The sequence below is a fragment of the Streptomyces sp. NBC_01217 genome, assembly GCF_035994185.1.
Classification (GTDB): domain Bacteria; phylum Actinomycetota; class Actinomycetes; order Streptomycetales; family Streptomycetaceae; genus Streptomyces.
The window spans coordinates 40,987-59,615 of the sequence record NZ_CP108539.1 but is presented as its reverse complement, the minus strand read 5'-3'; the positions used below and the strand labels follow the sequence as shown (position 1 = coordinate 59,615).

Genomic DNA, 18,629 nt, shown 5'->3' with positions numbered 1-18,629 from the left:
TCCGCGTACACATGGGATTTGAGGCCCGAGCCCTAGGCTCGCGGCCATGACGATGACGGAGGGGCAGAGGGTGGGGAAGCAGCGTGCAGGGTGGAGGCCGGATCGGCTGCGCGAGCAGCGGGAGGCCCACGGCCTGACTCTGGAGAAGGCCGGTGAGCGTCTCCGGGAGGTTGCCGAGCAGGCCAAGCTCAAGGGCATCCCAGCCGCGAATCCTCAGACCTTGTGGCAGCACGAACAGGGCGAGGTCTTCCCGGGTCCTCACTACCGGCGCGCATACTGCCTCCTCTACCGGGCCACCGAGCCCGACCTCGGATTCCGTACTGCTCTGCCAGGTGAAGAGACGTCCTTCAAGCTCACGCCGATGGACGACCGCCTCAACGGCGCGCAAGTCCTGGCTGTTGAGCGGGCGATTCACCGCATCGCGCCGGGCTCGGGCGAAGCCGACCACTTCGACCTGCAGCAGCGCATCATCGACGCCTGGAAGCGGAGGCACACCGGGGGCGACCCGCACCGCCCAGTACTCATCCTGGTCGGCGGATTCGCCGGCAGCGGAAAAACCGAGCTCGCCCGCTTCTTCGTCCAGCTCACCGGCTGGCCGCTGCTCGACAAGGACCCGCTCACCCGCCCGCTCGTGGAACGTCTCCTGGTCGCGCTGGGCGGCGACGCGAACGACAGGCACACCGATCTCTACCGGGAGAAGGTCCGGCCGGTGGAGTACGACTGCTTGATGCAGTCGGCCACGGCCAACATCAAGTGCGGCATCAGCACCGTGCTGACCGCCCCGTTCATTACAGAGATGGCAGACCCGGCCTGGATGCAGCGCCTGGCCAACCGCGCGGGATCGATGGGTGTCGACGTCTACCCGGTGTGGGTTCGCTGCGACGAGGAGTCGATGCGCGAGTACATCGGATTCCGCTCCGCAGCCCGGGACGCATGGAAGCTGGCGCGGTGGGAGGAGTACATGGCCACGATCGACCTGGAGCTACGCCCGGCGGTGCCGCACCTGGTCGTCGACAATCGGCTGGGGACCGCGGTGACGCTCGCGGACCAGGCCCGGCAGGCAATGGGGGCGATGTACGCGTGAGCACGAAGCGGGGCGTGATCCTGTACGGCCCGCCGGCGGCGGGCAAGGACACCGTCACCACGACGCTCACCGACTTGAGCTCGAAGTACGCGCAGTTCGCGCGGCTCAAGGTCGGGACGGGCAAGTCCGCCGGCTACCGGATGGGCACCGCGGAGCATCTGCGTGAGCTGGAGGCCGCGGGCGACGTCGTCTACGCAAACTCCAGGTACGGCAACACGTACGTGCTCGACAGGCCGGGCCTCGACGTGGCGTTCGCGGCCGGGGTGCCGGTGGTGCACCTCGGGCAGGTCGACGGCATCCGGGCCCTGGTCGACGGCTACCCGGCCAACTGGACGGTGGTGCTGCTGTGGTGCCCGCGCGAGGTGACCGCGCAGCGATCCGCAGGTCGCGGCGACACCGACACCACGGCTCGCCTGGCGGCGTGGGACGCGACTCGCGAAGACTTGGACGCGCACCCGGACCTGGCCTGGGACCTGACCGCGGACACCACAGCGATGTCCCCGCAGGACGCGGCGCGGCTCATCGACCAGCTGCTGGCGCAGCGGGCGGGAGCAGCGAGGGCATGAGCGCGGGCTACGGCTGGGCGAGTCGGTTGAGGGCGTCGGTGAGCGTGAGCTCGCTGTCGTCCTTGACGTCGTGCCACCGTGCCAGCGTGGTCGCGGCCGCGTGCAGCATCTCCGGCGGAAGGCCGGCGGCCGCGAGCGCATCAGCGGCTTCCTCCAGTTCCGGGCCCCAGCGCCAGGCGCGTGCTGCGGTCTTGGCCACGTACTCAGGCTCGGCGAGGTACGAGTCTGTCCGCCAGGAGGCGACCTCGATGAGCTCCTGGTCGACGCCGTGCTCGCGCGCCATGCCGACCGCGAGCGCCACCAGCACCCGGCTGGTCTTCTGGAACGACGCGTACGACAACTTCAACGCCGACGCCTTCCCGATCTCCGTGCCCAACGTCGTCGTCAGAACGTCCGTGCCCGCAAAGAGCGCCTCGATCTGCGCGGTAGCGGCGGCCGGACCGGACAGGTACAGCGTCGGCGTCTTGCCGCGTACGGGCGGGGAGCCGACGACGCCGCCGTCCACGACGGTCGCGTCCGGTCCGAGCAGCCCGGCAATCCGCGTCGTCCGCTCGGGGTTGGTGGCGTTCGCCTCCACGTACACGCCGGTGAGGCCGTACTCGGCGACGTCGCGCGCCAGGTCCTCGGCGGCGGCCGGCGGGCAGAGGCTGATGACGATGTCGCTGCGGTCCAGCAGCTCGGGCAGCGTGGCCACCGGCGTCAGGCCGAACTGCTTGGCGCGTGTTGCGGACGCGGTGCTGCGTCCGGCCTCGCACCACAGGACCGCGGCCGCGTTGGTCGCGGCGCAGGCGGCGACGGCGGCGCCCATGCTGCCGGGGTGGAGGATGCCGACGGTCGGCTGGTCCACGGTGCTACTCCGAGGTCTCGTTGAGCAGGATGGTGATGGCGTCGGTGACGTCGTCGACGACGCGGTGCGCGGCGCGAAGGCCGTCCGGCCATGGACGGCCGTGCAGCCAGATGGTGCGCAGGCCGGCCTGGTGTCCGCCGCCGATGTCCCCGGCCGGGTTGTCACCGACCATCCAGCCGCCGTCCGCGAGGTTCACGCCACAGCGGGAGGCTGCGAGTTCGAAGAGGCGCAGGTCCGGCTTGCGGATCTCCAGGTCGCCCGAGACCGCGACGCCGTCGACCAGGGCGGCGAGGCCGGTCGCGGCGAGTTTGGCGCGCTGGATATCGCTGGCCCCGTTGGTGATGATGCCGATCGTCCATGCGGCAGCGCGCAGATGGGCCAGGCCATCGAGGACCTCCGGTCGGCAGGTGACGGCGTCCGACATGAGGCTGACGTACTCCTGCCACAGCTGCGCGACGGGGACATCCACGTCGAAGACTTCCCACATCCGGGCGAAGTCGGCGGCGTTCGCGCGGTCGGCCAGCTCGGTGCGCAGCCACCGTTCGGCGTCTGGAGCGAGGGCGTGAGCCAGGCACAGGCCGGTCACGGCGTCGCTGAGCGCCGACTGCCGGTCGGCCAGCGTGCCGTCCAGATCGAAGAGCGCAAGTCTGGGCATGGTCCCGGACCTTACCGGGCGTCGAACGCAAGGCCGTTCACCGTGGCAGCATCCCCCCGATGGGGATCAAATAGTGTATGTTTCAGAGATCTATCGATCTTGAGAGGCTGTGCTATGCCCGACCCGGACCGCTTGAAGCAGGTCGATGCCCTGCTGGACGGCCTGGACGACGTCCTCCCGCCGCCACGCGTGCGCACGCAGCTACGCCTCGCCGCGGGGCTTACCCAGCTGGACGTAGCGGAGGCCGTGGGCGTGAAGCGCCTTGCCGTTGTGCGTTGGGAGCTGGGAAAGAGCAACCCCCGGCGCCCACAGCGAGATGCCTACATCCACCTGCTCAAGCGACTCGCGGAGCGTTTCCCCGAAGCCGCTGAGCTGAATGAGGGCATGCCGACGCCGGCCTCCGAAGGGGGGACGGGATGACCTAGTGGCCATCGGCCGCGCGCGCCAAGAAGCGGATTTACCACCCGCTGGCCTCGCGCGGCCCGTCTACCGACCGGAATAACCACCCGCGTCGGCCGCTCAAGTCCCGGTTCCTGCCGGTCCTGAGCTGCGGCTCATCGAGCCGCACATTTCAAACCCGGCCCCTCATCAGGGCCACCAGCACTACCGGCCACTAACCACGGCCACCACAGCCGCGCAGCACCCAGTTGCGCTCACCGACTGGTGTCGGTCGCGGGCCCCCACCACAGAGGCTTCGCGATTCGGCACCACCGAGAGGAGAGGAGAAATCTCCCCCCACCCGATCGATGTCCGCCCGCTTCTCACGAAGGGGGCGGATAACCACACATCCGCACATCCGGCTCGGCCGCCCCGAGGGGCTCTGGCCAGTCCAGCTATATGGAAGGTAGGTCGTTCTCATAGTGCCCGAGAGTGGTGTCCCCTGTCAGCTTGACCATGTCCGTTTCACCCCGGTTCAGGCGCGGCGGCCTTCCCGCGTGATGGGATCGTCGCCCGGTTCATTCGCTTTTGCGCAATTCGTACCGGAAGTTGGATTTCCGGTAGGAAGCTACAAGAGCAGCGGTTTCGGGGTAGCCCGATGAGCGCGGTCGCGGCGCCGGCCGCCACGCTGGACCACCCTCTCTGGGAGGACGTCGACAACTCCGTCGACGACGCTCCGGTCGGACGCTCGCGGCGTCGGCTGCGGTCCGTCCCGGCCGCCGCCGAACCGGGCTCGAACCGGGCCGCAGGCAACCCGCTGTCGCTCGGTCGGGACGCACGTGCCCGGCTGGGTGGCACGGTGCGCGCGCTGCTGGACGTGGCCGGTCTGGACGGTGCGTCGGACGCGGTGCGCCTGGCCGTGGTGGTGCTGGCGTCGCGGACGCCATCGGAGACCGGTGTCGTGGAGATCCGCACGAGTGAGCTGGGGCGGTGGATCGGGGTGTCGGCGTCCTACGTCGCCTCCGACGTCCTGCCGGTGCTGCGCCGGTCCTCCGTGGTCTCTGTCGAGACGACGGAGGGCGACTACGGCCAGGACACCGGGCTGCGGTGCAAGGTGCTGCCGCTGTGGGCCGCGCAGGACGTGGTCGGGCACCCGCTCGCGCTGGCGAAGAGGGAGTACGCGACGCTGCTGCGGCTGCTGGAGGCCGTGATGGCCCCGGGCTGGGTGCACAAGGACAACCGGGTGACTCCGGCCGGGCTGATCGGTACGCGTACCGGCCGGGGCGCGGCGACGGACCGTCTGGCGCTGCTCCTGCTGGTGCTGGAGGCGCGGGCGACCGGGCGGGTGCGGCTGTGCGGCGGGAGCGTGGACACCAAGCGTGGCCGCGCAGCGGCGACGCTGGCCCGGCTGATGGGGTGCACGGCAGCAGCAGCGGCGGGGATTCTCGGGCGCCTGGAGGAGCGGGAGCTGGTGTTTCGGGTGCGTCTGCAGACGGCCTCTGGGCTCGCGAACCGGTCGCGGCTGATGGTGCCGGCGGTCGCCGCTGCGCACGGCCGTACCGGTGCCGACGACGTCCGGGAGGACCGTGCGGAGGCCCTGGAGCCCATGTTTTCAGAGCGCGGTGTTGCAGCAAGGCGTAGTGAGCCGTCGCAGTCGGATGCAGATCCGCAGGTCAACGGCGCGCCTGCTGCGGATGAGGCGGATGTTGCAGAGCCCAGCGTTGCGGCAGCCCTTCACACTGACCACCCTCCCCTGGTTACTCCCATCCCGCCTCTCTCGCTCTCTGGTGGCTTTTCCGGCGAAGGCCGTGGTGGGTTCGGTGATCTGCCGGACCGCGCGTGCGTGCGCGAGGACGGCGGCCCGCTGCGCGGGGAACAGCCGAAGAAGTCCCCGGTCGTTGAAGGCGTGAAGGACGGCCGTGGGCCGGTGGCCGGTTCTCCGGTGCGGGTCGTGGACGGTTCGGGCCAGGGCAGGCAGCAGCGGGGGAGGGTGGCTCTGCCGTCGGAGGATCTGCGGGCCGTTCTGGCTCCGGTCGACCTGGTGTGGGCACGGCTGGAGCGTCCGGCCGCCCGCCGCCTGGTGGAAGCCGCCGCCCGCCGCGAGCTGAACCGGGTGGTCGGGTTCGTGGGCCGCGCCGATGCGCCGCAGGTCCTCGCCGACCGGCTCGCCCGGCACCTGGAGAACCAGATGCGGCTGTACGGGCCGATCAAGGACTCGGTGGGCTGGCTGATCGGCCTGGCCCTGCCCCAGCGTCAACGGTGCGGCGACGTGCGGTGCGACGACCGCGTGCTGCTCGACTCCGGGCAGGACTGCCCGCGCTGCGCGGAGAAGCAGGACGACCGCCGCGACCAGCGCCGCGCGCTTGCGGTCGCCGTCGACGCGGCGATGCCGTACGCCTCCGAGACCGAGCGCCGCGCGGCGACCGAGCAGCAGCTGCACCAGGACGTGACTGCCAGGGCGTGGGCGAAGGCGTACGAGTGGGAGCAGCACCGCGCACGGCAAACCGCTGCAGCTCAGGCCCGTGCCGAAGCCGCGGCCGCGCAGCCGGCCGACGACGTCCCGGCCGCGCTGGTGGCCCCGCTCATGCTGCCTGCACCGCGTCCGGCCGCAGTCGTCCCTGCCCCGGAGTCGGAGCCCGCCGACGTCGACGACGACCAGGAGCTGGTCCTCGAGGAGCTCACCCGCGAGCAGGTCCTGGACTGGCGCAACCGCGCCGCCGCCGACCACCAGCTGGTGTTCGACCACATCGACCGGTACGGCGAGCTGTCGGCGCAGCGCCTGTTCACCCGGGCGTTCGTCGCCCAGGTGCAGCGCCTGTCCGGCCTCGGGCACCTGGACCTCGGCTACACCACCTGGGGGCAGGCATGAGCGGCGGCGAGACGTCGGGCGTCGACCTGGCCCGGGTCGCGCTGCGGGCCGCGATGGAGGCGGCCCGGAAGAACGGCAGCGGCCAGAAGGCGAAAAGGAAGCCGCGGGCTGTCACGACGGTGCGGCGCGACGGGCGCGAGCCGATGGGCCTCGGAGCGGCGCTCGGTGCGCTGGTCACCGAGCGGGCCTGGGAGCTCCCGGCCGCCGGCGCGACGCTGCGAGAGCGGTGGGCGGCCATCGCCCCGGAGCTCGCCGGGCACGTCGCCGCAGTGGCGTACGACCCCGACTCCGGCCAGCTCACCGTGTGCCCGGAATCGACGGCCTGGGCGACGCAGACCCGCCTGGAGCAGACCCGGGTCATCGCGGCCGCCAACAAGGCAGCAGGCCGAACCGTCGTGCACGCCCTGCGGATCCTGCCGCCCGGCGCCGTGCCTGCGCCCGGTCCGGCCGACACCAAGCCGGCAGACCCGCCCTCGCCCGCGCCCACCGGTCCGGCGAAGACCAGGGAGATGGCGTGCGACGGATACCACCGCGCGCTCGCCGCGCACCAGTCGGCCACCCCGGCACGCCGGGTGGACCCGGGCATCGCGGAGGCAGTGGAGCGGCAGAACCAGGCGATGCGCGAACTCAGCCGTCGGGCCTTTCCCGAGCCCGATGTAGTGCCGGACGATGCGCCGGCCCCGATCGAGGCGCCCCGTCTCCAGCGCCGCCGCCAGGCCGCGGCGACCGAGGCCGCTGCCCTCCGCCGTGCCCGTGCCGAGCGTGCCGGGCGAACCGTCCCCGAGCTGTCACACGCTCCGCAGGCAGCCGCTGAAGTGGCATGAGCCGACGCCTTGACGAACGTGGGCGAGGTTGTGTGGTCGGCGCTGGAAGCTCAGTAGCCGTTTCCCATTCTTTCCGCAGCTCGTGCGGCTTTGTCTGCAGCTACTTGAAGGAGCCGAGTGCTGTCGGGGAGACCCCCAAGGCTGTCCATCAGCCGGTTTGCTGCTCGCTCGGCCTTGGCTGCGGCCTGATGCAACGTCGACGCGTCGTCAGACAGCCCTACGAGGTCGCTGGCGGCGTCGGCCAGCGTGCTCGCTGTGTCCTGTAGATGTGCCAGCTTCTGCGACGCATCAACGAGCAGGAAGGCAGTGTCCTGAAGGTGAGCGAGTTGGTCAGAGGAGCGACTCAGCGAGTTGATCTCGTCTGCGGAGAGCCCGAACCCATGTACGCGAGGGTTGGCAAGCTCTTCGACGGTGACCTTCAGCAACGCCGCAAGCTCGGGAGCTGTCTTTGCAAATTCGTCCAAGGCCGGCTCAAGGCGGGTGACCAGTGCCGTTTGCGCTCCACTGATCATCTCACCGAGTCGATCTTCGGTCAGGTTGTTCAGCCCTGCCAGAGCGCTGAGTCCATCGGCTTCGCGCTCGTGTTTCCAGCGCTCCAACAGCTCCACCGGGTACTGGTCGCTGTTCGTTCCATCGATCTCGGAGTGATGCGGGTGGCAGAGCAGGATGAGGTTGGCGAAGCTGTTGCGCTCGCCGACTGACCAGTCCGAGTCGTAGCGCTTGCCTCCTTCCTCGAACGCCCGGACATGCGCGATCTCCAAGTTCAGACGGGGCGCACCGTTGATCATTCGAATGGTCGGCACGCCACAGTCGGGCCAGTAGCACCCGCCTCGGGCGAGTGTCATCAGTCCTGCGATCGTTGCGTTGCTATAGCTGCGCCGCGGTGTGCTAGCCACGAGCCCCCCTCAAGTTGGTCACGAGGAGTGACCATCCCATCACCGGCCTTTACGCGCAGGAGAGGTTCCGGCCATCTACTCAGCACCCCTTCCAAGCCGACCCAGCGGGGGCCCTCTCATGCCGGTGGCTGGCTGGAGGGCGCGGTCTGGTCGAAGGACTGATCCAGCGCACCGTGCCCGACCGCGTCGTAGGCCGACTCCGGACCGGCCGACCGCATCCTTCCGCCGCTGGGCACGGCCCGGCAGACTGGCTCTTCGCACCGAACCGATCAAGGGGGAAACCATGGAGTTAGAGCCCACCGAACTGTCCAAGGCGATCAAGGCGGTGCGTGGAGGGCTAGCGGCCGCGCAGCAGGATGCGGAGGGGTCGCCGGTCCGGTTCACGGTCAAGGAGATCGTGCTGGATCTGGGGATCGAGCTTCGGCACACCGCGTCAGCCGGTGGCGGGGTGAAGGCGTTCGTGGTCTCCGCGGACGCCAAGGGCGAGCGGGCGAAGACGGCCACACACCGGATGACGGTCACCTTGGCGGTGGCTCCGGACGGCGACGGCAGCGATCTGCTGATCGGTGACTCCGGTGGAGGCCGCGGCGGACCGGTGGACGGCCTGCGGTAGAAGGGGCGGCGTGATGGCGGGGGGAGCGGCTCTGCGGACCGTCGAAGTCACCAACCAGCACCAGGACTCGTACGGGACCGGCTGCCTGATCGCGCCCGGCCTGGTGCTCACCGCCTACCACGTGGCGCTGCCCGGCGAAGACGGCGTCATCGCCGTCCGGGACAGAGTGAGTGCCGGCTTCACCGAGGCGGTGGTGGTGTGGGAGAACGCCGAGCTGGACGCGGTGCTGCTGAAGGCCGACCGCGCCCTGGTCGGAGCCGGTCTGGGCGTCGTGCGCTGGGGCGAGCTGGTTGGGGACTACCCGAACCGTCGCCCCGTGTGCTCGATGACGGGGTTCCCCAAGGCGATGCGCCGCCGGGCCTCCGCGCGGCCTGAGCAGTACGTCGACGACCTGAAGACGGTGGAGGGGATCATCGCCCCGCACACCGGATCCCGCTCACGGTTGTACGGGCTCGAAGTCGACCGGGCCGTGCCGACCGACGTGAAGAACTGGCAGGGGCTTTCCGGCGCCGGGGTCTTCTGCAACGGCGTACTGATCGGCATCGCCCGCCTCGTCGACCGCCAGTGGGACCGGATCCTCATGGTGGTGCCGCTCTCGCATCTGCTGGCCGCCGACGGTTTCGCCCCCGCAGTCGCCGCACACACCGGCATGGCTCCGAGCCTCCAGCCCGCCGACCTGCGGCCGCTGATGGACAACGTCCCCGACCCGACCCTGTCCTCCACCTACCTGCTCGATCCGCGTTCCCAGGTCACCGACCTCACCGGCGTCAGCGGACTCGTCCGGCAGATCGAGCAGTGGTGCAAAAGCACGGACCGTATCGATGTCGCCGCCGTGACCGGGCTGGGCGGCACCGGCAAGTCCCGTCTCCTCATCGAGGTTCTGCACCGGCTCACCGCCGGGTCAGGCGAGCAGCGGCCGTGGAGCGGGGGCTTCCTCGCCGACCACCCCAGCCACACCGACTACCAGGTCCTCGCCGCGGCCCACTATCCGCTGCTCCTGGCCGTCGACCTCGCAGAAACCCGCCTCCCCCAGATACGCGACCTCATGGCGGCCCTGGCCGATTCCCACGACGGTGCCGCCGTCCGGGTCCTGCTCTTGGCCCGTGGACACGACACCTGGTGGCTGGCGCTGCGCCGCCACCTGCGCACCCGGAGCGTCGGCCCCATCGGGCACGCCTTCGCGCTCACGCCCGACGACGCGCTGGACGGCCACAGCCCGGAAGACATCTACGTGGAGGCGAAGGTGGCCTTCGCCCGCCGCATCCGGCTGCTCCAGCAGGCCGGACACGGCGATGACTCCTGGCCGGACCGTGTCGTCGCAGACGCACCGCGCCTGTACGGCGCCGGCATCGAGCACACCACCCGGCAACCGGTGATCTACCTCCACATCGCTGCGCTCGCCGACGTGCTGGCCCACGCCAACCCCGAGTTCGCCCTCAAAGACCACCCCATGGAGGTCCTGCTCGCGAACGAAGTGGAGTACGTACGGCGCGTCGCCGAAGCCCGCCTGCCCGAAGGCACCTTCGACGACAAGCTGCTCCGCTCCCTGGTCACCGCCCAGTTCCTCGCCGGAGCACGCACTGCGCAAGACGGCCGCGCCGCCGTCCGGGCCGGCTTCGACGTCCATCACCGCGGCTACGGAGTCACCGCCCCGCCCGACGCCCGTCAGCTGGCCGCACTCGACGACGTCCTGACCGCCGCCTACCCGGCCACCGACGGAGCCCACTGGGGCGCTGTCGGCGAACCGCTCGCCGCCGCCTGGCTCGCCGAAGTCGAGACCGACAGCGGCGAGGAGTTCATCGAAGCCTTCCTCCAGCACGACTCTCTCGCCACCGAGCAGCGCCACCAGACCCTCAGCACCGTCGCCCGCACCGCCCAGGACCAGCCCGGCCTCGCCGCAGGCGCCCACCGGGCCGTCGCCGCCGACCCCGAACGCCTCCTGCCGCTCGTGGCCCAGACGATTACCGCTGAACTCGGCACCGATCAGGCCCGCCAGTGGCTCAGCGGCCTCGAACACGCGGTCGCCGACCGCGCCAGCGCCCCGGACGCCGACCCCGACACCTACCAGTGGGCCGCCGGCCTCATCCGTGAAGCGCAGCAGCGGACAGCCGCCGACAGGGACGACCTGGAGGACTTGATCGGTGCGCCCCTCACGCAGGAGGCCGATGCCCCGGAACAGCAGGCCGCGGAGACACCCCCAGCCGCGCCTGCCCCCGACTCTCACCTTGTCCTGGTGAAACCACAGGCGGGCTGGGCCACCCGCTACATCGTCGGCGTCCTTGGCCTTGGCCACCTGACGCTGGTCGGCGCCGTCGCCACCGCTGCCGCACTCAAGAACGGCATCGGGCACGACGGGTGGGTCCTGTGGCTGTTCGTTCCCATGAACGTATGCCTGCACCTGAGCATCGCGAGCGGGTTCGGAGGCCGCCAACTCGGCGACGCTCTGTTCGCCTGGGTCGCGCCGCTCTTCGCGATCGGGCTGACGACCTTGAATGCCTTCATGATTGATCGCCCCTGGCCTGCGGACTGGCCCCCGCAATGGCTCCTATGGCCGACCCTCTTCGCCATCGGCCTTACAGCCCTGACCTTCTCCTGGCGCTTTGAGTTCGGCCAGCTTCAGGACACCCGGCGGTTGACCATCTCCGAGGACCTGCCGGAGTGAGGGACTTCTCGTCCAGCGCAGCACCGCCACGGCAGATCAGCGGGCGAATGCTTCGGTCAGGCTGATGCGGTAGCCGTCCTCTTCCATCAGCACGACGGTGACGCCGAACGGGTCGGCGTGGTCCAGCTCGATCGGGGTGAAGGAGAAGTTCACCGCGGCCTGGATGGGCGGCACCAGTTCACCGCCGGGCTGCGGCGCGGGGGCCGGCCTCCAGTCGGGGGCGACCGACGCCCAGCCCTCGGAGCTGCTGGACAGGAGCTGCTCGCTGTAGGGGAACTGGTGCAGGACGTGCCCGTCGCGGGTGGCGAGCACCATGTTCAGGCACGGCGCCGGGCCGACGATGGGCAGATCGCAGGCGGTGGCGACGTCGTGCGTCTCCCAGGCGAGGACAACCTCGTCCGCGCCGGCCGCCGCGGCGATGTTCGCGAGCTCCGCGATCCCTGCGAGCGCGTCCTGGCCGACCTTGAGCGGGCGGACCCAGATCAGCCCGACCAGCTCGCTGCCCACCAGCGGCATCATGAGCGGCCCCGGCACGACCCCTTCACCCAGCCCCGCGGTGTACGTCTCCTTCACCACGCCGACCAAGCCGTTCCACATCGGTGCTTCCACGGGAGCCCCCTCCGTATGCTGATCCGGTTACCGCACCCTGCCACGGGGGCTGAGGCTGTGTCAGCGGGATGATCAGCCAGCTGCGGATTTAGTGCGTAGTGGAGGAAGGGGCCCGGGCCACACGTCCGGCGCAAGACGGCCCGCACCCGCGGCGGCACGGATACGGTGAACGCCATGGTCGAGGACTGGGTGTTGGGCCGGTGGGGCGGAGCAGGGGTTGCCACCGTCATTACGGTCGTTATCGCTGGAGCCCGTCACCAGGGAAATGCCTTCCTGGTTCTTGTCCTGGTGTCTGTGCTCGTCGCAGGCGGGCTATACGCCGGACTGTGGTTCACCGCCCTTGGCAACTCGGGGCTCACCAACCTGTGGCGGCAGCAGATGACGTGGGACGTCTACCGGGACCGGGTGTGGGATTCCCATGAGGCCGAACTCGCGGCTGAAGCCGAACAGATGCGCAGAGTCGAAGCCCGCGTCACGGACTTCGCCGCCACGCACGGCCTGGATCACATCTCCCTGGCAGTGACCGGCGCCCGGCTCGGCTGGGCAGACGCCGCCCATTCCCTGCGCAGCTCGAAAACGCGCGGCCACATCGAACTGGGCCACTTCTGGTTCTTCCCCGAGGGCGTGGCATGCCTGCCGCACATCGTGGAACACGAACTCGCACACATCCAGCGCAACTGCGCGCATCGCGTGATCCGGGCCTCGGCCGTAGCTGCGGGCAGCGTGGCCTGCGCCGGGCTACTGCCTCTCCCGTACGCCGCCGCGACGATCGCCGTCCTCTTCGCCACACTCACCGCCGTGGGGTGGTGGACGGAGCTGGCCTGCGACACGATCGCCGCCCGCCGGTGCGGACGGCCCGCCGCCATTCGCGCGGTGACGTACCTCTTGGACAACCGCCGAGCTATGCCCGCGCGGCTGCGCCACACTTCCATGCTGGTCGGGCTGCGCAGCCATCCCCCGCTGCTGCTGCGCCGCTGGTGGATCCGGCACGCCCCGGCGCTCCCAGCCACGGACGCGACAGCACCTACCGCATCCTGGAACATCGGGCGCTGACCATCTTCCTCGAGCCAGCGAACCAGAACGCCGCCCAGCGCCCGCAGGGGGAGAGCGCGGTGTACCGCCGTGGGGATCACGAGTGTGAGTGGGCGCCTCCGCCGCAGGGGAGGTCTGCGGAAGCGGAGGTCGTACGGGGGTGCAGGCGCGATATCGTGGAGTCTTCTTATCTGCGGTTTTGTGATCTGGCAGGAGTACCCGCGTGCCCGAGGACCCCATCGCTCACAGCGAGCTCGCTGCCCTGACCCGGCGCTTCGAAGAGGTCTCGGCTCAGGACTCCCGCGAGTTCGGGATCATCAAGTCCGACCTCACCGCGGTGCGCCTGCAGGTCGGAAACCTGGACCAGAAGGTCGAGAACCTCAGCGGCCACGTGACGCAGCGCCTGGACGGTCTGGAACGGAAGATCGACGGCTTCATCGACGAGCAGCGCACGGTCAACGCGACGATGGTCGAGCTGCTGTCCTCGCTCGTGGGCAAGAGCACCGGCAAGTGACCTTACGGCCCTGCGGCTGAACAGCTGGCCAGGGTGAAATCAGGGCCCGGACCACATGTGGTCCGGGCCCTGATCCGTGTGCGGGCCGGCCGGGCCACGAACCTCCGCCGCGGCGCCGTGATGAGGCTGGGCTATCGGCCGGTACGAGTACGTCGGGTGTGGACGAGGTGCTGCCAGCGGGTGCGTACGGCGTCGGGGCTGTCGATCCACTGCGTGGTGGTGGGACCGGGCAGGGGAAGGCCGCCCATGAAGTGGGCGATGTCGGTGAAGTAGGCGAAGTCGCCGGTCGCGGTGAGTTCGCGCAGGCGGCGGATGGCGGCGGCCAGCTCCTGGTCCTCCTCGCGTACGGCGTGGTGGAAGGCGACGGCGAGCTCGACGAACCGGTGGAGGAAGGGCAGGCCCGCGGCCGTGATGTCGGTGTTCAGGCTCCGGGCGCGGTCGGTGATGCCGTCGGTTCCGGCGTCCTTGATCAGTGCGACGACCTGGGCCAAGAGGGCGTTGGACCGTTGGTCGAGGCCCTCGAGGAGCTGGTGGGCGAGGCAGAGCTCGGCGTCGGCCCGGTCCGGGTCGGCGAAGGACAGTGCGAGGGCGAGGCGGACCTGCATCATCGCGCGCTCGCCGGCGGCGCCGTGTTCTTCGGCTTCGGCGCGGCCGGCCTCGAACGCGACGACGGCCTGGTCGGTGTTGGCGTGGGACCAGTGGATGTCGCCGAGGACGCGGTGGTGGCGGCCTTTCCAGCCCAGGGTGGGGACGGCGGCGAGCGCGGTGGGGAAGTCCCCGGCCAGCCTGGACAGGTTGGCCAGGCCACGGCGGGCCTTCGGTGCGAGGCGCCCGCCGGCGTCGGCGACCTGCCGCATCCCGGCCCGGGCGGCGGCGCCCTGGTCGAGGTCCTTGTACGCCTTCGCCCGGTAGTACAGGGCGAGCTCGGTGAGCTCGGCGGACAGCAGTCCGGAGTCCAGCACCTCGCTCAGCCGCTCCACCGTGCGTTGCCGGTGCTCGTGCTGGCGGCGGGTGATCGCGGTGAGGAGTTCGGCCAAGGCGTCCGCGGGCGTGTCCGAGGCACTGGTGGTGTCGGTGGGGAGGGTGAGGGGTTCCCAGACCGAGTCGTCGGTGTAGGCGTGGGCGGCGGCGGTGAGCCAGCCCAGGTCGGTGAGGCGGTGGTCTCGGGCGAGACGAAGTCCTTGGCGCAGGCATGCGACCAGGAGCATGCGGCTGGGGTCGAGCGCGGTGGCGCTGGTCCACTGGTCGCCGAGGGCGGCCAGGGCGCGGGTGGCGGCCTGGTCCCAGTCGGCCGGGGTCCAGCGGTCGTCGCTGTGGTCGTCATCGCGGACTGCGCTGCGGATCGCACGGTGCAGGTGGTAGGGCCACAGCGCGTACGGGTTCTCGTTGACCAGGGGCCTCTCGACCAGGCGCCGGGCCGACGCCTGCTGGGCGAGGCCCGCGGTGCGGGTGGCCAGCTCGACGTCGAAGGCGTCCAGCAAGGCGACGCTGCGCAGCAGATGGCGTTCCTCGGGGGTGAGGTCGGACAGGGTGCGGGCCAGGAGTGCGGGGAAGGTGCAGTCGAAGTCCGCAGCGGTGGGGGTGCGGCCGGTGCGACGGATCTCCAGGAAGCGGGAGACGGCGAGGTCGAGGTGGAGGGGCAGGCCGTGGGAGCGGGCGGTGATCGCGGCCCGGATGTCGGCGTCGATGAGGGGCCGGTCGTCTTGGACCAGGCGGCGGGCGAGGTGAGTCTCGCAGTCCTCGGGGGAGAGGTCGCCGATCAGATACTGCCGGGCTCCGGAGCCGGCTGCCCGCGGCTGCGGCACCGTCAGGGAGGCAGCGGAGGAGGAGGCGGCCAGGCCGGGCCAGGCGGCGGGGCCGGTCCAGTCGAGCTGGCCGTGCAACGCGGGGTCCGCCCACGGCAGGCGGCTGCGGCCACCGATGACGAAAAAGGCGCCGGGCATGAGCCAGACCAGACGCTGCAGCAGCCGCTCGAAGTCCCGGTGGCGGTCTGAGGTGTCCTCGAAGGTGTCCAGCAGAACCACCGGGACGATGCGCTTCTTCTCGGGCAGACGGCTCAGGTCCCAGGCCAGCAGGTGCGGGTAGAAGGACAGCGCCTCCAAATCGGGCGTGGCCTCCAGCAGGGCTGCCGTCCGCGTGGCGCCGGCCAGGGCCAGGGCGCGTTCGTGGCGCTCGCGCAGCGCGGTCACCAGCGCCGAGGTGAGCTGTCCGGCGGCCGAGCCGGCCAGGCCGGGCAGCGCCAGGGCGGCGGCGACCTCACCAACCCCGGCCTGCAACTGCTGAGGCAGCATGTTCGCGAACTTCCCGGCCAGCCCGGAACGCCGGATGTACTCGTCCAGCGGCTCACCGGGGTGCACGTGCTCCCAGTAGTGCCGCAGCGCCACGTCGAAGGACGGCATCGGCCGGCCCAGGGCTCCGGCGAGCGCGAGGCGGATCGTCAGAATGACCCGCTCGAAGTCCGCGCCGGTCGACGCGGCCCGGGACAGGTCGATCCGGATGGGCAGCACCCGCTCCGTCCAGGTGGGAGCGCCCCACTGCTCCGGGCGGTGCTCGGCGGCGGTGAGCGCGGCCTCGATCTTGCGGAGCAGGGTCGACTTCCCGACACCGCCCACACCGTGGAAGTGGAGCACGTTGCCGCGGGGGGCCTCGAGGTCCTCCACGTCGAAGGACCGGCTGGCGATGCGGCGCAGGTGTTCTTCCAGCGCGGCGGCCACCAGGACCCACTGGCTGCGCCGGTCGGTGAACGCCTCCGCGACGTCGAACGACGACGGGTCGTTGGAGCTGAACAGTGCACGCAGGTCGGCCACGGTCGGTCCCCCCAGGAATGATCATCAGCGGTATCAACCGTAGGGCCTGTGCCGTACGGCGTCGCTGCTTTCCGCAACGCGGGCGGCCTGGCCCCATTGTTTGGGCCAGAGACAATGACGCCCCATCACACCCCCATCCGCGAAGGACATCCCTTGTCAGAGCACGTGAGCCCCGAGGCCGCCGAACAACTCGTGAAGAAGGTGGGCCTCTGGTACTCGGAACAGATCATGAAGGAGCAGCGCGCTGCCGGGCCCGCCCCGGAGCGCCTCAAGACCCTGCAGGAGGGATTGGCGGCGTGCGCCGTCGATCTGGAGACACTCCTGGACGCCAGCCCGGAGGAAGTGGCCGAGATCGCGGCCCGTTACGCGGCCCGGTCCCAGGAACTGGGCGGCCAGTAGCCGAAACTCTGCTGGAGGACAGGCAGCAGCGGTGCCATGGTGATCGTGGCGGCGAGGGTACGCGGCTGCAGGTGGGCGGGCATCAGCGGCCAGGCCAGCGCGGCGATGCCGACCAGATCCGACCGGTACTGCGGCAGCTCGCGCTTCAGCCGCTGGAGGGTGGCGAGGAGCCGGGCCGCTTCGGCCGTCGTGTACGGGCGGTGCTGCTCGGCCTCCAGGACGTCCCCGCCCCGGGGCGGCCTGCTCCAGGATCCGTCCGGGGTGCGCTCGTTGCGGTACACCGCGGTCAGGTCTCTGCGGATGACGGAGGTGCAGTGCACGTACGGCGAGTGCTCGGCCGCGCGGACCGCGTCGGGAACGACCTCGAAGGTCGTGTCGTGGGCGGCGGCTGCGGTCAGCCTCGGGTTTCCGCCCAGGCGGGCCACCTCGGCGCACCGGGTCGCGGTGCCCAGCCGGCTGTCCGCGGCGCGCGCCCCGATCACGACCAGCTCCACGCGCCGGCCCGCCTGGTGATGGCGGCGCGCACCGTCCAGGAAGTGAGCGACGCTGTCCGGGGCGATCTCGATCAGCATGTCCCCGCGGCGGGTCCGGACGTACGCCTCAGCCATCTCCTGCCACTGCCTGTAGTCGGGCCTGATGCGGGCGGAGGCCGTGCGCGGATGCTCCTCGAGGAGCCGGCGGTAGTCGGGGTGGACCATTTTGAAGAGGCCGCCCTCGATCCGGGTGGGCTTGCGCTGGCGCAGCGCGCGGCGCAGCATGTGCGCCGTGTGGGTCTTCCCGGATCCCTGCGGGCCCATCACGTACAGGGTGACCGGGTCGTCCTGCGGGGTGATGGAACTCAGGTACATCGGGACGATGAGCTCGTCGAAGATCCACATGTGCTCGCCGGGGGACAGGCGGTGGTAGTCGACGCCGGGCGGGCCCGCGAGCGGCTGGGCGATCCGGCGTACCGGCTCGGCCAGCGCGAAGGCGCGCTCCAGGCCGCCGGCCACCGCCAGGCGCCGCTCCGGCGTGAGCACAGAAGGGTTCAGCCGCTGCTGGGCGCTGGAGAGTTGGCGGCGAAAGCGCCAGGTCTCCGGCGCTGTCCAAGGCCGGGCCCAGTCCGCGGCCAGCGCCTGGGACGCCGCCGGTGCACTGCCCCAGCAGGCGTTGTCGGTGAGCTCGTTGCGGTACAGGACCTGAAGGCCGCGCCGCACCACCATGACCTGGTCCGCCATCTGCTCGGCTTCGACGACTTGTAAGAAGAGCGGCAGGTTGCGCGCGCACCGGTCGAAGTTGCCCCAGGAGACGTACCGGCCGACACCCTCCTCGGCGACCTGCGTCAGGTAGCGGTCCAGGCCGCTGAGCTGCGCTTCGGCCTCCGCGGTGGCCAGCGCCACCAGCTCGACGCGGTAGCCGGCCGCACGGTAGGAGCGGGCCTTCGCACATGCCTCCTCCACGTCGGCGACGGGCTCTTCCAGCACCACGTCGAAGCGCCGGCTCCGGGCGTACGCCTCGACCTCCGCCTGCCACCGCAGGACATCCGGCCGTGTCCGCGCACCGGCCGTGCGGTCATCACTGCGCATGAGGTCGGCGTAGTGGGGGTGGGCCCTCTTGTAGAGGTCGCGGCCGATCAGTACCGCGCCGCCCCGCCGGTCGAGGACTGTCAGCAGGAGGTCGCACAGCTCGGATTTTCCGCTGCCCGCCGGTCCGGCGACGATCACGACCACCGGCCGGTCCTGAGCGACGGCGCCCTTGGTCCAGGTCGGCAGGATCTCCGTCGTCAGGATCTCTTCGTGCTGCCGCTCGGCCAGCACGACCGGAACGACGTCCTCGTCTCTCAACGCAACCCTCCACAGCTGTGTACGCATCTCGTACGCCAAACGTACGCCATT

Annotated in this window: 16 protein-coding genes; 10 read left to right on the top strand and 6 right to left on the bottom strand. The window is 70.7% G+C overall.

The genetic code is table 11. The features are described 5' to 3' along the window. Positions 1 to 46: 46 nt before the first annotated feature. Together OG507_RS39810 and OG507_RS39805 are read left to right on the top strand one after the other, a co-directional pair. The gene (locus OG507_RS39810; protein ID WP_327372303.1) at positions 47 to 1,084 is read left to right on the top strand and encodes an AAA family ATPase; all 1,038 of its coding nucleotides are present in this window, start codon (positions 47 to 49) and stop codon (positions 1,082 to 1,084) included. Continuing rightward, positions 1,081 to 1,650 carry a phosphotransferase-like protein gene (locus OG507_RS39805; protein ID WP_327372302.1) on the top strand — a complete coding sequence of 190 codons (570 nt, stop codon included), beginning with the start codon at positions 1,081 to 1,083 and terminating at the stop codon, positions 1,648 to 1,650. The genes OG507_RS39810 and OG507_RS39805 overlap by 4 nt, the downstream gene beginning before the upstream one ends. Positions 1,651 to 1,657: 7 nt before the next feature. Here OG507_RS39805 and OG507_RS39800 read toward each other — a convergent pair whose 3' ends face one another. Beyond that, a complete protein-coding gene (locus OG507_RS39800) occupies positions 1,658 to 2,497 on the bottom strand; it encodes a DUF1932 domain-containing protein (protein WP_327372301.1) in 840 nt (279 codons plus the stop codon). Positions 2,498 to 2,501: 4 nt separating this feature from the next. Next, on the bottom strand, positions 2,502 to 3,152 hold the full coding sequence (locus OG507_RS39795) for an HAD family hydrolase (protein ID WP_327372300.1): 651 nt from the start codon (positions 3,150 to 3,152) through the stop codon (positions 2,502 to 2,504). 114 nt (positions 3,153 to 3,266) lie between these two features. Here OG507_RS39795 and OG507_RS39790 point away from each other — a divergent pair, with 114 nt between their 5' ends. The 3 genes from OG507_RS39790 (at position 3,267) to OG507_RS39780 (ending at position 7,223) form a co-directional block, all read left to right on the top strand. Beyond that, entirely contained in the window at positions 3,267 to 3,572 is a 306-nt protein-coding gene (locus OG507_RS39790; protein WP_327372299.1) for a helix-turn-helix transcriptional regulator, read from the top strand. Positions 3,573 to 4,188: 616 nt separating this feature from the next. Next, a complete protein-coding gene (locus tag OG507_RS39785) occupies positions 4,189 to 6,399 on the top strand; it encodes a hypothetical protein (protein WP_327372298.1) in 2,211 nt (736 codons plus the stop codon). Then, positions 6,396 to 7,223 (top strand): DciA family protein, encoded by an 828-nt coding sequence (locus OG507_RS39780; protein ID WP_327372297.1) that lies wholly within the window; start codon positions 6,396 to 6,398, stop codon positions 7,221 to 7,223. The genes OG507_RS39785 and OG507_RS39780 overlap by 4 nt, the downstream gene beginning before the upstream one ends. Before the next feature lie 50 nt (positions 7,224 to 7,273). Here OG507_RS39780 and OG507_RS39775 read toward each other — a convergent pair whose 3' ends face one another. After that, on the bottom strand, positions 7,274 to 8,119 hold the full coding sequence (locus OG507_RS39775; protein ID WP_327372296.1) for an HNH endonuclease signature motif containing protein: 846 nt from the start codon (positions 8,117 to 8,119) through the stop codon (positions 7,274 to 7,276). 283 nt (positions 8,120 to 8,402) lie between these two features. Between OG507_RS39775 and OG507_RS39770 the strand changes: the two genes are divergently transcribed. Together OG507_RS39770 and OG507_RS39765 are read left to right on the top strand one after the other, a co-directional pair. Further along, positions 8,403 to 8,732: a trypco2 family protein gene (locus OG507_RS39770; protein WP_327372295.1), complete on the top strand. Its 330-nt coding sequence runs from the start codon at positions 8,403 to 8,405 to the stop codon at positions 8,730 to 8,732. Between the two features lie 13 nt (positions 8,733 to 8,745). Beyond that, the gene (locus OG507_RS39765) at positions 8,746 to 11,394 is read left to right on the top strand and encodes a serine protease (protein ID WP_327372294.1); all 2,649 of its coding nucleotides are present in this window, start codon (positions 8,746 to 8,748) and stop codon (positions 11,392 to 11,394) included. Positions 11,395 to 11,430: 36 nt separating this feature from the next. Here the strand turns inward: OG507_RS39765 and OG507_RS39760 are convergent, their stop codons facing one another. Then, entirely contained in the window at positions 11,431 to 11,991 is a 561-nt protein-coding gene (locus OG507_RS39760) for a hypothetical protein (RefSeq protein ID WP_327372371.1), read from the bottom strand. A gap of 300 nt (positions 11,992 to 12,291) precedes the next feature. Here OG507_RS39760 and OG507_RS39755 point away from each other — a divergent pair, with 300 nt between their 5' ends. Together OG507_RS39755 and OG507_RS39750 are read left to right on the top strand one after the other, a co-directional pair. Further along, a complete protein-coding gene (locus tag OG507_RS39755) occupies positions 12,292 to 13,056 on the top strand; it encodes a hypothetical protein (RefSeq protein ID WP_327372293.1) in 765 nt (254 codons plus the stop codon). A 202-nt stretch (positions 13,057 to 13,258) separates the two neighbouring features. Further along, positions 13,259 to 13,549 (top strand): hypothetical protein, encoded by a 291-nt coding sequence (locus OG507_RS39750; RefSeq protein WP_327372292.1) that lies wholly within the window; start codon positions 13,259 to 13,261, stop codon positions 13,547 to 13,549. A gap of 131 nt (positions 13,550 to 13,680) precedes the next feature. On the opposite strand, the gene OG507_RS39745 is transcribed toward OG507_RS39750, so the two are convergent. Next, positions 13,681 to 16,356 carry an ATP/GTP-binding protein gene (locus OG507_RS39745; RefSeq protein WP_327372291.1) on the bottom strand — a complete coding sequence of 892 codons (2,676 nt, stop codon included), beginning with the start codon at positions 16,354 to 16,356 and terminating at the stop codon, positions 13,681 to 13,683. 153 nt (positions 16,357 to 16,509) lie between these two features. On the opposite strand from OG507_RS39745, the gene OG507_RS39740 reads away from it, so the two are divergent. Then, the gene (locus tag OG507_RS39740) at positions 16,510 to 16,755 is read left to right on the top strand and encodes a hypothetical protein (protein WP_327372290.1); all 246 of its coding nucleotides are present in this window, start codon (positions 16,510 to 16,512) and stop codon (positions 16,753 to 16,755) included. On the opposite strand, the gene OG507_RS39735 is transcribed toward OG507_RS39740, so the two are convergent. After that, on the bottom strand, positions 16,719 to 18,578 hold the full coding sequence (locus OG507_RS39735; RefSeq protein WP_327372289.1) for a zeta toxin family protein: 1,860 nt from the start codon (positions 18,576 to 18,578) through the stop codon (positions 16,719 to 16,721). The genes OG507_RS39740 and OG507_RS39735 overlap by 37 nt on opposite strands. Positions 18,579 to 18,629: the final 51 nt, after the last annotated feature.

What these genes read in the sequence shown, in the direction of transcription:
- OG507_RS39810 (WP_327372303.1), top strand. Translation starts at nt 47, where the DNA reads ATGACGATGACGGAGGGGCAGAGGGTGGGGAAGCAGCGTGCAGGGTGG.
- OG507_RS39795 (WP_327372300.1), bottom strand. Translation starts at nt 3,152, where the DNA reads ATGCCCAGACTTGCGCTCTTCGATCTGGACGGCACGCTGGCCGACCGG.
- OG507_RS39790 (WP_327372299.1), top strand. Translation starts at nt 3,267, where the DNA reads ATGCCCGACCCGGACCGCTTGAAGCAGGTCGATGCCCTGCTGGACGGC.
- OG507_RS39785 (WP_327372298.1), top strand. Translation starts at nt 4,189, where the DNA reads ATGAGCGCGGTCGCGGCGCCGGCCGCCACGCTGGACCACCCTCTCTGG.
- OG507_RS39780 (WP_327372297.1), top strand. Translation starts at nt 6,396, where the DNA reads ATGAGCGGCGGCGAGACGTCGGGCGTCGACCTGGCCCGGGTCGCGCTG.
- OG507_RS39770 (WP_327372295.1), top strand. Translation starts at nt 8,403, where the DNA reads ATGGAGTTAGAGCCCACCGAACTGTCCAAGGCGATCAAGGCGGTGCGT.
- OG507_RS39765 (WP_327372294.1), top strand. Translation starts at nt 8,746, where the DNA reads ATGGCGGGGGGAGCGGCTCTGCGGACCGTCGAAGTCACCAACCAGCAC.
- OG507_RS39760 (WP_327372371.1), bottom strand. Translation starts at nt 11,991, where the DNA reads ATGTGGAACGGCTTGGTCGGCGTGGTGAAGGAGACGTACACCGCGGGG.